Genomic DNA, 12,933 nt, shown 5'->3' with positions numbered 1-12,933 from the left:
ACGCGACAGTCTTGTGAAGTACGGCCTGCAACTGTTTTGTTTCATTTTTGTTGCACTGCAGCTGTACCCAGCACACGCCACGGAGCAGGTGACACCCGAAAACTACATCCGCGCCGAAGTCGATTTCGCACTTGCTGACTTCCAGAAAAATGCTGGCGGCAAGGTGAACGAATTTTTTTACATTACGGAGCCAACCCCTCTTAACAACCAAACGGTGGTGCGCATGAATCGCGACACGCTCTACGCCGGTGCCGTTGTCGACACAGAGGGTGGTGCCACTATCACCATTCCAGAATTCCCAGACGATCGATATTTCTCGGTATACGTGGTCGACAATGACCATTATGCCTCTGCGGTGTATTACACCCCCGGCACACACAAACTTCCGGAAGACACCAAGTACGCTGCGGTGATTCAGCGGATCCAGCTAAAAGATCCCAGTGATCCGAATGACGTAGCACTGGTAAACGCGCTCCAAAAGAAAATTAAGATCAATGCAACGAGCGCCGACCCTTTCCCCACCCCACCGTGGGACAAAGACTCCATGCTTTCACTGCGCAAAAAATACGAGAAAGAATTCCAAAAATTTGATCAATACGAGCCTGACTGGATGGGGCCCAAGGGAGAAGTTAATGAGAAAATGCGTCATCTGGCGGTAGCCGGCGCGATATATTTATTTCCCGAAAAAGACGCTGTGTACATCAACTACACAGGCCCAGAGGATAGTTCAAAGTGCTACCGAGCAACCTACGCGGTACCCGACAACAATGCCTTTTGGTCGATCACTGTTTACGGTGAAGATGGATTTATGAAATCCGACAACAACATTATCAACGACCGCAATGTGACACTGAATAAAGACAACACCTTTACCGCATATTTCGGCAGCGAAGAACACTGTGGCAAGCACGCAAACCGCGTTGATATTACAGATGGATGGAACTTCCTTATGCGAGTGTATCGGCCCGGCCCTACCGTATTGAAAAGAGAATACGGCTTGCCAGCGGTTAGCGTTGTCGAGTAGCCCTGCGCAATACCATTTCTTTCAATATGACATTTGATTTCATTGTCGTGGTGGCTATCGGCGTGGCCTGCTTTGGGGCGAGCTTTGGGATTATTTGCTTGATCAGTCGCTCGCGCGAGACAAGATATCCGCTCAAGCGACTGATAGAGACACCGAGAGAGGCACTGAGAGCACTACTGGTCATGAGTGCAAAACTTGCATGTTCTGCACACAACATTTCCGGGTTTTCATCGAGGCGTATACGCCAGGACCTCTCCCAATACTCCCCCCTCTTCCGCCTTATCACCATCCGCCACAACGACCATGTGACATCGGCGACGCTGGCAAGTCTTTCTACCATTCATGCACGGTACCGACCAATGATCGGCTCGATGATATGCGCTCCATCGAGCACAAGGCGAGCGCAACGAATCTCTGCTGACACGCCGTTAAAATTTCATTCACTGGGGGCTGAAAAACCTCCCACCGGATTCCGATACCAGACAAACCAGCTACAGCAGTTGCTATACCGGCAAATACAGCAGGACAACGAGTCGGGGCTCGACACACGCGCACTGCTGGTGATGCAGGATTGGTGCGTTGTTGGAGAGGCCTACGGCGCAGGAATTAGCCCCACGACGTCACTCTTTGGCTGGTCGTTAACGAAGAGCGCCATCGCCCTTTTAATGGGCCGCATGGAAACCCTCGGCCTGGTGGATAGGCATGCCAGTGGGCTTTTTGACGCGTGGTCTGGTGACAGCCGTTCAATGATTACATTGCACAATCTGCTGCAAATGAGTGATGGACTGCAATTCTGTGAAGATTACCGGCTGGGCAGCGACGTTTCTCGCATGCTGTTTGGCAGAACCCCCTGCTCCCGCTATGCGCTGGAACGGCCCCTGCAGCATACACCTGGCACACACTTCTCATACTCATCGGGCAGCACCAATCTGCTGGCACGCTGGATACACGAAAGACTTGGAGGCACGGAAAGGGTTTTGCATTTCCTGAGGAAGGAATTCACCGAGCCACTCGACACACCCAGCATATTGATTGAACTGGATGATGACGGTGTATTGGTAGGCAGCTCTTACGGATACGGGACGGCCCGCGATTGGGCGCGCATGGGGCAACTATACGCCGCTAGCGGTGCTCTTGCCGCAACACACCGCGAAACGCCTTTCATTGATCCGCACTGGATCTCTCAAGCGGTACAGCCCAATATCAGTAAAAACGACATTCGTTACGGCTACCAAATCTGGCTGAATTGTTTAGGGCGCAAGCAATCATCGAACCAATACCCGTGCTTGCCGGAAGATAGTTTTTTTATGCTGGGGAATCGCGAACAAAAAGTGATGGTGGCACCCTCACAAGGTGCCGTAATCGTGCGGCTCGGCTGGTCTGCAACCCCCTATCCGGTCGAAAACCGCTTTGGGGAAATCCTGGAAGCTATTCCGGACTAATCGCGGCGTGCCCAGCTAACGGCCCGATATTCGCCATAGGGCGACCTCACGCAGCTTAACCTCTAAAAGCTCATTAACCTTTGCGGGAATCCGCCAGCATCGCCAGGATTAATTGGGATTCGTTTGGCCTAACCTGCAATCCATATTTCTCGGCGACACCCAGAAAGCGGCGCAAGTAGTAGGTCCGCACTGGGCCGTAAGGCGGCATCCATTCATCGGGGCCTTTGTGCCCCTTGCTCTGGTTACGCCCATCGTCGACAAGCCACAGGTTGTCGGGGTCTTCGGCAAATGCGCGCTTCCGTTCACGCGACCATTCTGCACCGCCTCTTTCATGGGCCCACTTGAGCGGCACAATGTGCTCCACATCCAGATCCGAAGCCAACTCAAAAAACTGGCCTGTGTACGGGTCCATCCAAAGACCACCCTTCACCTGGCAGTGGCGTGTATCGGTATAGGTAATCGGTGCCAGGGAAAATCGAACAAGGAGTTCGTGACGGGTGTTCTGGCAATCGCGATCCGCATCGGACCACTTTGGGAGCCACTCTGCCCGCTTGTACTTGTTGCTTTCTAGGGCGTTAGCCCCCGGGCCAATGCAGCATACTGCAGCAACAAGGGTAGCTATTGAACGAGTGTATTGTTGGGAAAAAAATAAGCGAAAAGGCACGATAACTCCACTGGCGCACAAATGCTCGAATGGAACTATCGTACCGAATTGATTGCGACCTGAAAATCCACGTCCCTACACGAGACGCCAGATCTGTGAACGCGTTACAAATCGATCAGGAAGCGGACGAATCTTCGCCATTCAGCGCAGGCCAGGCCGCGCGTAAATAGACCACCATTGTCCAAAGTGTCAGGGCTGCGGCCACATACAGCAGGATGTATCCGATGGTTTCCATCACCGGAAACTCCTCTACATCGAATGCCAGCAACACAATGATTGCAGCCATTTGCGCCGTGGTTTTGATCTTGCCAACGTAGTTCACTGCCACGTTGCCACGCTGACCCAGTTCAGCCATCCACTCACGCAGTGCGGAAACCGCAATCTCGCGGCCAATAATAATGGCTGCGGCAATCGTAAACAGGCGGTGGTCGTGCAGGTCGACAAGCAGCACCAAGGCTGTAGCGACCATCAGCTTGTCTGCCACCGGGTCGAGAAAGGCACCAAACGGGGTACTCTGATTCAGTTTGCGCGCTAGATAACCGTCAAGCCAGTCGGTCGCAGCAGCAATGGAGAAGATCAGAGCGGAAGCAATGTAGCTCCACTTATAGGGAAGATAGAAAACCAGCACAAAAACCGGAATGAGCGCTACACGCAGTAGGGTCAATTTGTTGGCGAGAGTCATGCTGGTCCTTTTACATTCGCTGAACACACTTCGTCGGCACTGCGTAACTTAGCAATCTAGCGGCGAAAAAGAAACGCTAATAGGAAATACGCCGCTACTGTGCAGCATATTTGTACAGCACACTCATTCGTTATGGAGGCTGGAGTATATCTCCTGGGCCAGCTTACTGCTCACCCCCTCAACGCTGGCAATCTGATTGACCGAGGCCCGCATGACCTCCTGCAGCCCACCAAAGTGATGGAGAAGCGCGCGACGACGTGCAGGGCCAACACCGGGTATGCCTTCGAGTGGTGATTCACGGCGTTTTTTATCGCGCCGCTGGCGGTGCCCGGTGATCGCAAAGCGGTGGGCCTCGTCGCGCACCTGCTGAATCAAATGCAGTGCTGGCGAGTCCGACTCAAGCACCAGCTCGCGATTTTGCGCCACCACATGCAGTGTTTCGAAGCCCGCCTTGCGGGTAGTTCCTTTGGCGACACCAATAATCTGAACGCCAAGTACCCCAAGCTCATTCAGCGTATCAATCGCCTGCCGCACCTGACCTTTACCACCGTCCACCAGGAGAATATTGGGGAAGCGCCCCTCACCCTTGGAAAGACGCGTGTATCGGCGCTGCAGCGCCTGTCCCATGGCCGCGTAATCATCTCCGGCAGTGATACCCTCGATATTGAAACGCCGATAATCCGATTTGACCGGACCGCCTGTATCAAATACCACACACGATGCCACCGTTGCCTCGCCACTGGAATGGCTGATATCAAAGCACTCGAGCCGCTCGGGTAATTCATTCAACTGCAAGATATTCTGCAAATCTTCAAACCGGTCCTGCAGCTTCTGCTGTGACGCGGTGCGACTTTGCAGGTTCTGGCTGGCCGCCTGTTGCGCCATTTCCACCCACGAGGCGCGATTGCCACGCAGCCGGTGCACCAGCTGTACCTCTTTACCGGACTTCTCGGAAAGCGCGCTGGCAAGGAGTTCGCTGTCCTCCAGGTCTTCCGACATAAGTATCTCCCGGGGTACCTCCCGGTTCCCACTCAGGTAGAACTGCGGAATAAATGCCGACAATAGCCCAGAGGATTCGAGCCCAAGCTTCTCACTGGGGTAGTAACTGCGGCTACCCAAAATACGCCCCTGCCGAATAAACAGCACATGTACGCAACACAGGCCGCCGGATGTAGCGGCACCCAACACGTCCACATCACCAGCGGCACTCTCGGCAATCTGATCCGATTGCAGCCTGCGCAAGGCGACAATCTGATCACGCAAACGGGCGGCTTTCTCGAACTCCAGACTTGCCGAGGCCTTCTCCATGGCGTCGGCCAACTCACGGATGATGCTGTCACTTTTCCCGGCAAGGAACATTTGCGCGTGGCGAACATCCGCCTGGTAGTCCTCGGGGCTGATAAAGTCGACGCACGGCGCCGTACAACGCTCTATCTGGTATTGCAGGCAAGGACGTGAGCGGTTGGCAAACACGCTGTCTTCGCAATTACGAATACGAAAGGTTTTTTGCAGGAAATTGAGGCTGTCCCTTACCGAGGATGCGTTGGGAAAGGGGCCGAAGTAGTCGCCCTTTTTCCGCTTGGAACCGCGGTGAAACGCGATACGTGGAAAGGTGTCTTTGCTGGAAAGAAAGATGTACGGATAGCCCTTATCGTCCTTCAGCATCACGTTATAGGGCGGGCGCTGGGACTTGATCAGGCTCTGCTCGAGTACCAGCGCCTCGGTTTCACTGCGGGTGACGGTCACCTCGATATCGGCGATCTTCTCAACCAATGCCATGGTCTTGGCGGTGAGTCCGGTCGCGCGAAAATAACTTCCCAGGCGATTGCGCAGATTCTTGGCCTTGCCCACATACAAAACCTTCCCCCCGGCATCAAACATCTGATAAACGCCGGGTTTGCGTGTGACCGTAGATAAAAACCGCTTACTGTCGAACATCGCAAATAATCAATTCAGAACCAAGTCGTTAAAAAGTCGCGACAACTTCACCAAAACGAAACAGGGGCCAGCAAAGGCCCCTGTTCAAAATTCATACTAAGAAATCGCTTCTCACCAGCGCTAAAGCGCCTCCTCGGGGTCCAGTACATGGTGCTTGACCGCCAACAGGGTCAACTCAACATCCGAGTTCAGCCCCAATTTCTCAAAAATGCGGTAACGATAGGTATTGACGGTTTTCGGGCTTACCGCGAGGGTTTCGGCAATCTCGGCGACCTTACTCCCGTTTACGATCATCACTGCGGTCTGCAGCTCGCGCTCAGACAGCTCGTCAAAAGGTGACGAACCGCCGCTCACACTCCGCAATGCCAGCTTGGTGGCCATGGAGGAACTAATATACGTTTCCCCAGCGACCACCGAGCGAATCGCCCGCACCATTTCCTCCAGGTCCGCGCCCTTGGTGACATACCCCTTCGCTCCAGCCTGAATCAAGCGGCTTGGAAACAGGTCGTCATCCAAAGCACTGACGGCAATGACCCTGGACTGCGGGAAGCGGGCAATCAGCTTGCGCGTAGCCTCTAGGCCGCCCATCCCAGGCATACGCACGTCCATCAGGACGACGTCTACTGGGGTTTCGCGTACGAAGGCGATGGCATCTTCACCGCTCTTGGCTTCACCGACCACTTCTATATCGGACACATCCCCCAACATACGGGATATCCCCATACGCACGAGGTCGTGATCGTCTACCACTGAGACTTTTATCAATTTAGCCCCAACCACGGATTTTCAATCAGCTTTTCGCGATATTTTCCTACTGAATTCAGCTCGCGTAAAACCAAATTTCTTGTTATTGCTCAGCAGGTTACTCCTGCAAAGATCCATCCACAGAGCCCATAGAAAACATACCAGACTAATGTCTTGATGCAAAGCAAGCTTTCCGCGAGAAATTGAAGACAAATTCAGCAAAATTTCGGTACTTGTCAGAGATATGTGCCGGACACACCTGAATCTACGAGAGATCGTTTTGTCATCAAATTGTGGAGAATGCGTACAAAAACTGGGGAAAGCGTACAAAGCCCGGTTGTAGCGAGCCTCTCCCCGATCTAATTCCGAGAGAGCGCTTCAGTGACGGGAGTAATATTTTTCAGTGGTGATACTTGCGAGGCGCGGCACCACGGGTGCCGCATTCCACGTGGGATACACGGAAGATCAAAAATGGATTACGGATAAAACCGCGGCTCGGGCTCCAGTGTTACACCAAACTTGTCTTTGATATCTGCAGCGATTTCGCGCGCCAGCCCGACGACCTGGTGGCCACTGCGGTGCCCGGGGTTCACCAGAACCAGGGCCTGACGGTCGTGCACGCCGACACCGTCACGGCGAAAACCGCGCCAGCCAGCATTATCGATCAGCCAACCGGCGGCTAGTTTCCACCCATCACCTGCCGCATAGGCGACCACATTCGGGTGGGATGCCTTTAGTGCCGTATATTGTGCTTCGCTAACCACCGGATTCTTAAAGAAACTGCCAGTATTAGGAATTTCGACCGGGTTGGGAAGTTTGCTGTTACGTATCTCAATCACCGCATCCGCGATTTCCGCAGGCGTTAACGCATCTAGTGGCCTGCCCTCTTCGGCAAAAAACTGCTGCAATGCTGGATAATCCACTCGCGGCTTCCAAGTGTTCGGCAAGCGCAGAACCACCTCGCAGATTAGATAACGGTCTTTGCCTGCACCTTTGAAGACGCTGTCCCGATACCCGAATGCGCAATCGTCGGCGGTAAACGTCACTAAATCGCCACTCGCGATCTCCACCGCGGTCAGTTGCTCAAAGTAATCTTTAAGCTCTACGCCATAAGCGCCGATATTTTGAATAGGCGCCGCGCCGATATTCCCCGGGATCAGGGCCAAATTCTCAAGGCCACCAAACCCAGCCTCAACACTGCGCATTACCAGCTGATGCCAGTTCTCTCCAGCGGCCGCACGAATACGCACACCACCGGCATCTTCCTCAAGTTCCAGACCGCGCATACCCAAGTGCAACACCAGCCCCGGGAAGTCATCGGTAAGTACGATATTGCTACCGCCGCCGAGGGGTAAAATGGGCTGAGAGTTTTCACGAGCAAATGCAAGTGCTGCCCGCAATTCTTCAAGGGAAGTAACCGCGCAAAAGTGCTTGGCACGCGCGGCTATGGTCATCGTGTTAAATGGCTGCAGATCAATATCGGACTGAATCATGTACTACCGCTGCTTGAGGATGCGCTTGCTATAAGAGCTACGATTAGCGCTCCAGGAAACTCAGGCGAACAATGCGCGCATCCGCGCAAGATCCTGCTCAGTATCAACACCACCGGGTACCACTTCGCTGGCGTCATCCACGTGGATGGCATGGCCGTTATACAGGAAACGAAGCTGTTCCAATGCTTCAAATTGTTCGATTGGCGCCATCGGCCACGCCACAAACAGATTTAGCAAAGCTGCCCGGTAAGCATAGATCCCAATATGGCGGCGCGGATTTAGCCCTTTAGGCAAAGCGCCTTGCTCGGCAGCGAATGCGTCGCGCGGCCAGGGAATCGGTGCCCTCGAAAAATAACGCGCTAGGCCAGAAGCTTCGCACACGACCTTGACGATATTGGGGTTCAAAAAATCTTCCACGGATTCAATAGGCTCCGCGAGTGTTGCCACACCGGCACCGGAGTTATTCGCCAGGTTTGAGGCAACCTGATTGATCACCGCCGGCGGGATAAGTGGCTCATCCCCCTGTACATTCACCAGTATCCTGTCATCAGCCAGGCCCAATTGCTGAGCGACTTCCTGCAAACGGTCGGTACCCGAAGCGTGCTCGGCGCTGGTCATGCAAACCTTGCCGCCAAATGCAGTGACCACCTCTGCAACCCGCTCATCATCCGTGGCGACAACCACTCGCTCTGCTGCACTCTCGAGGGCGCGTTCATAGACACGCTGGACCATCGGCTTACCGGCGATTTCCGCCAGCGGCTTGCCCGGCAGTCGGCTGGATGCGTAGCGCGCTGGAATAATCACGTCAAAACTGGGTGCGCTTGCGGTGCTACTCGTGCGGGTCATGCGGGTTCGAAGCTCTCAAGGTGTTGATGGATACGCTGGTAAAAGGATTCTGGCAACTGGGCGCGTGCTTCCAGCGCCCACCAGTGGCTCTGCCAGAAATCACGGCATTTCACCGCGTCTTTCATGGTCATAATTACTGGCGTAATGCCATCCAGCTGCAGTTCCTGCGCACTGTACTGGTGGTGATCCGGGAACGGCATTTCCGAGACGGTGTACCCCGCTTCGCGCAAGGCATTAAAGAAGCGCTGTGGGTTGCCGATGCCGGCCACTGCATGACACGGGCCGATCTGTGGGCCGGACTCCAGCTTTAGCGATGAAGTCTGGTCCAGATTGAACTGGTGCCACAGCGCCGGCTCCAGTTCCATGGTGAAGTCGAGTTTCTCCCCACACTGCGACAGAACCAGTTCGTTTGGCTGCCCGTTGGCAACCACCATATCGACACTATCGAGCCGATCAACCGACTCGCGCAATGGGCCACGGGGTAACAAATGGCCGTTGCCCAGCCCTCGCTGCCCATCCACCACACAGATTTCCATACTGCGCCACAAGGCATAATGCTGCAGGCCATCATCCGACAGGATCACGTCACAATCGTGTTGCTCAATCAGGGCCTCCGCGGCTTCGAGACGCTTGGGTGCAACCATCACCGGCAGCCCCGTCATCAGGTGCAGCATGAGCGGCTCGTCACCAGATTCGAGAGGATGAGATTGAGCGGTAACGTTATAGGGATAATGCTTGGCCCGGCCACCGTAACCGCGACTGATAATGCCAGGCTTGCGCCCGCGCTCTTGCAGCCAGCGCCCCAGCTCGGCAACTAACGGTGTCTTCCCTGCGCCACCTACGGTGATGTTACCCACCACGATTACTGGAACTGGCAGGGGCGCCGGCTTATTCCGCTGCTTGCGCCAGCGGCTGCCATGGCGAAACGCCACCTCGAGCGGTGCAAGTAGTGGCAGTTGATGGCCGCTGTCCTCGCCACCGCTGGCGGCCGGATACCAGCGTTTATTCAACCAGTCTTCTAGCGACATTTCGCCAAGCGCTCCCTATCCCTGTTTTGACGTGTGCGATTAACGGGCCAATCAGCCCGCGCCCTCGGCATTCTGTTGTTGTAGCAAAAGTGCGTAACGGCCTCCACGGGCTAGGAGCTCCGCGTGGCTGCCCTGCTCTACGATACGGCCCTGCTCCATCACCAAAATGCAGTCGGCATTCTCAATAGTGCTGAGACGATGTGCGATCACAAAGGTCGTGCGATCTTTCATAACTTCATTCAGTGCAGCCTGAATATGACGCTCTGAAGTATTGTCCAGCGCAGAAGTCGCTTCGTCGAGAATCAGTAATGGAGAATCCTTCAGCAACGCCCGCGCAATCGCCAGCCGCTGACGCTGGCCGCCAGACAGAATCTGCGCGTTGTCACCCAATACCGTCTGCTCGCCTTCGGGCAATTCTTCGATAAAGCTGCGCGCATGCGCCAGGTCGATCGCCTTTTGCACTTCGGTATCCGGTTTCGCTTCCAGCTCACCGTAGGCGATATTGCGATACACCGTGTCATTGAACAGCACGATACTTTGCGACACCAGACTGATTTGCTCTCTCAGATCTGCCAGCGACACCTGAGTGATGTCCACCCCATCCAGCAGGATGCGGCCAGAGGTCGGCTCATAAAAACGTGACAGCAGACTGACCAGTGTGCTCTTGCCGGAACCCGACGAGCCAACCAGTGCGATCGTCTTGCCAGCCTCTACGGTAAAACTGATATCCGAAAGAACCTCCGGGCCATCTTCCGAATAACGGAAGCCGAGATTCTCGAAAGTAACCTGCCCGGTTACCGGCTCCGGCAGCTGGGCGGTGCCGCCGGTGGGTTCTTTTGGCGAATCGAACACATCGAAAATACTTTCCGCTGCCGCAATACCCTTCTGGATTTCTGCATAAACCTCGGAAAGGTTGCGAATAGGCTTGGCCAGCGACGCCGCCGCACCGATATAGGATGCGAACACACCGGCGGTCATGGATTCCACCATGCCCGGCGCCAATGCGAACCAGACCAGCAATGCCGTGGCGAGGCCAACGAGAATCTGGATCACCGAAACACTCGCGTTATCGGCCACCACCAGTTTCATAAACTGCTGGCGGTTAGCGTTACTCGCCGCCTGAAAACGGCTGTTCTCGTAGTTCTGCCCTCCGTACATCCGCACCACCTCATAGCCGTTAATGGCCTCTTGAGTTACGTGGGTAACATCACCCATGGTGTTTTGGATACGGTGGCTGAGTTTGCGGAAACGCTTGCCGACAATACCGACGATGGCAGCAATGATCGGAACAAACAGGAAGAATGTCAGCGTGAGCTTCCAGTTCACCATCAGCAAATAGGTCAACAAGCCGATTGCGGTAAACGAGGACCGAAAGATCACTTTCAGTGATTTGGTGATGGAGTTGGTTACCTGCTCAACGTTATAGGCAACCTTGGAAATCAAAAACGCACCGGTATAGCGGTCGAAGTAGCTACTGGGCAGACGCCCGATATGCTCGAATAACTCGGTACGCAGTTGGTGGATAACCGCACGCGCCACATAGGCCAAGCCGTAACTACCAATAAAGTTACCAAGTGCACGCAATGCAACAATGATCAACATGCCCAGAGGCACTAACCAGCGGGCCGTGTCCTGCGGCATTTGGCCGCCGGGGAAAAATGCCCCCACGTATTTAGATAGGAAACCACGCCCGGCATCAATTCCCACGCCAACCGCATCCAGCAGTAACTCGGTTACCGCGATCAGCGCCACCTCCATGGTGGAGAACAGCAGGAAACCGAACACGGCAAGGATAAACAGCGGCCAGTGCGGCGCCGCGTACGACAGCAGGCGACGGTAGGTCTTGGCTCCGTTGTTTGGCTTGCGTGGCGGTTGCGGGGATTTATCCATAAACAATCAGGTTGTGGCCGTTCGACTCGACAGCTCAGACGGAGCCGAACACGCGGTAAAAAGCACCGGAGCCCCAGCTTGGCACTCCGGTTAACACTTTATAGATTACTGTTCGCCCGGTTGCCGCGTGGTAATGCTGAGGTGTACAAACCCCAACTGACCAGCAGCATCCATTGCACGAACCACAGCCTGGTGCTCTGCGGTGGCATCGGCGGTAATGATCAGCGGGCGATTGTACTCGCCAGCCGACACTTCCGACAGTGCCGATTTGAGGGTGGCCAGCTTCTTATTGATCAGCGCACGGCCATCAACAGAGTAGGAACCATCTGCGTTGATAAGGATTTCAACGGTGGACGGCGGCGCCTCCGCCTGTGGCCCGGAGGCTTCGGGGAGGTTGAGTTTCAGGTGGCTTTCCTTGGTAAAGGTGGTAGACACCATAAAAAAGATCAGCAGCAGGAAGACCACATCGATCAGCGGCGTGAGGTTAACCCCATCCTGCTCTTGGCTTTGACGGCGGAATTGCATCGAACGCTCCTGAATCTTGGAATTTAAGCTCAGGCGGCTTCGATGCGGCGGTCGCTATGCAGCGCATCCACCAGTTTTACCGCTTCCTGCTCCATGGTCACCACAATGGAGTCCACTCGGCGCTGGAAGTAGCGATGAGCCATCAGCGCGGGAATCGCAACGCTCAAGCCAGCAGCCGTGGTAATCAGGGCCTGGGAGATACCACCGGCCAGCACCCCGGCGTTGCCAGTACCTTCCTGCATGATCGCAGTGAAGACCTGGATCATACCCAGTACCGTGCCCAGCAGGCCGATCAGCGGCGCCACCGCGGCGATGGTACCGAGAACATTGAGGAAACGCTCCAGCTCGTGGACCACCTTGCTGGCAGCCTCTTCGATGCTGTCTTTCATGACCTCCCGGCCATGCTTGGAATTGGACAGGCCTGCGGCAAAGATCCGCCCCAGCGGGCTGGAATCGCGCAGTTCTTTGATCTTGTCAGAGTTCAGCTGATTGCTGCGCAGGCTACCCCAAACCTCACCCAACAGGGCGCGAGGCGCGATTTTGCGCTCATTCAGGGTCCAGAGACGCTCGATGAAAATGGCGATTACAGCAACAGAACAAAGCAGGATTGGCAGCATCAGCCAGCCGCCGGATTTGATAATTTCTAACACGTTTGTG

12 protein-coding genes are annotated in these 12,933 nt (G+C 54.9%); 2 read left to right on the top strand and 10 right to left on the bottom strand.

The window, feature by feature from the left end:
* Nucleotides 1-13 precede the first annotated feature (13 nt).
* Nucleotides 14-1,024, top strand: a complete 1,011-nt coding sequence (locus tag Mag101_RS08065) for a DUF1214 domain-containing protein (protein ID WP_232325181.1) — start codon at nucleotides 14-16, stop codon at nucleotides 1,022-1,024.
* A gap of 182 nt (nucleotides 1,025-1,206) precedes the next feature.
* Entirely contained in the window at nucleotides 1,207-2,466 is a 1,260-nt protein-coding gene (locus Mag101_RS08060) for a serine hydrolase domain-containing protein (protein WP_198040133.1), read from the top strand.
* Between the two features lie 73 nt (nucleotides 2,467-2,539).
* Here the strand turns inward: Mag101_RS08060 and Mag101_RS18135 are convergent, their stop codons facing one another.
* From Mag101_RS18135 to Mag101_RS08010, 10 genes are all read right to left on the bottom strand, one after another.
* Nucleotides 2,540-3,130, bottom strand: a complete 591-nt coding sequence (locus Mag101_RS18135) for an HNH endonuclease family protein (RefSeq protein ID WP_232325180.1) — start codon at nucleotides 3,128-3,130, stop codon at nucleotides 2,540-2,542.
* Nucleotides 3,131-3,245: 115 nt separating this feature from the next.
* Nucleotides 3,246-3,812, bottom strand: coding sequence for a CDP-diacylglycerol--glycerol-3-phosphate 3-phosphatidyltransferase (pgsA, locus tag Mag101_RS08050; RefSeq protein ID WP_077403255.1), 567 nt, complete (start codon nucleotides 3,810-3,812; stop codon nucleotides 3,246-3,248).
* A 123-nt stretch (nucleotides 3,813-3,935) separates the two neighbouring features.
* Nucleotides 3,936-5,750, bottom strand: a complete 1,815-nt coding sequence (gene uvrC, locus Mag101_RS08045) for an excinuclease ABC subunit UvrC (protein WP_077403252.1) — start codon at nucleotides 5,748-5,750, stop codon at nucleotides 3,936-3,938.
* A 120-nt stretch (nucleotides 5,751-5,870) separates the two neighbouring features.
* The gene (locus Mag101_RS08040; protein WP_077408155.1) at nucleotides 5,871-6,515 is read right to left on the bottom strand and encodes a response regulator; all 645 of its coding nucleotides are present in this window, start codon (nucleotides 6,513-6,515) and stop codon (nucleotides 5,871-5,873) included.
* 455 nt (nucleotides 6,516-6,970) lie between these two features.
* Nucleotides 6,971-7,987 (bottom strand): UDP-N-acetylmuramate dehydrogenase, encoded by a 1,017-nt coding sequence (gene murB, locus Mag101_RS08035; protein ID WP_077403248.1) that lies wholly within the window; start codon nucleotides 7,985-7,987, stop codon nucleotides 6,971-6,973.
* A 60-nt stretch (nucleotides 7,988-8,047) separates the two neighbouring features.
* Nucleotides 8,048-8,833 (bottom strand): 3-deoxy-manno-octulosonate cytidylyltransferase, encoded by a 786-nt coding sequence (gene kdsB, locus Mag101_RS08030; protein WP_077403245.1) that lies wholly within the window; start codon nucleotides 8,831-8,833, stop codon nucleotides 8,048-8,050.
* Nucleotides 8,830-9,861, bottom strand: a complete 1,032-nt coding sequence (gene lpxK / locus Mag101_RS08025) for a tetraacyldisaccharide 4'-kinase (protein ID WP_077403242.1) — start codon at nucleotides 9,859-9,861, stop codon at nucleotides 8,830-8,832. Before lpxK ends, kdsB begins: the two co-directional genes overlap by 4 nt.
* A gap of 51 nt (nucleotides 9,862-9,912) precedes the next feature.
* A complete protein-coding gene (msbA, locus tag Mag101_RS08020; protein ID WP_077403239.1) occupies nucleotides 9,913-11,751 on the bottom strand; it encodes a lipid A export permease/ATP-binding protein MsbA in 1,839 nt (612 codons plus the stop codon).
* A 105-nt stretch (nucleotides 11,752-11,856) separates the two neighbouring features.
* Entirely contained in the window at nucleotides 11,857-12,276 is a 420-nt protein-coding gene (locus Mag101_RS08015) for an ExbD/TolR family protein (protein ID WP_077403236.1), read from the bottom strand.
* A 29-nt stretch (nucleotides 12,277-12,305) separates the two neighbouring features.
* Nucleotides 12,306-12,926: a MotA/TolQ/ExbB proton channel family protein gene (locus Mag101_RS08010; protein WP_010130486.1), complete on the bottom strand. Its 621-nt coding sequence runs from the start codon at nucleotides 12,924-12,926 to the stop codon at nucleotides 12,306-12,308.
* Nucleotides 12,927-12,933: the final 7 nt, after the last annotated feature.

The organism is Microbulbifer agarilyticus, from assembly GCF_001999945.1.
Taxonomy (GTDB): Bacteria; Pseudomonadota; Gammaproteobacteria; order Pseudomonadales; family Cellvibrionaceae; genus Microbulbifer; species Microbulbifer agarilyticus_A.
The sequence above is the reverse complement of the archived record's forward strand: the minus strand, read 5'-3'. Positions and strand labels throughout refer to the sequence as shown.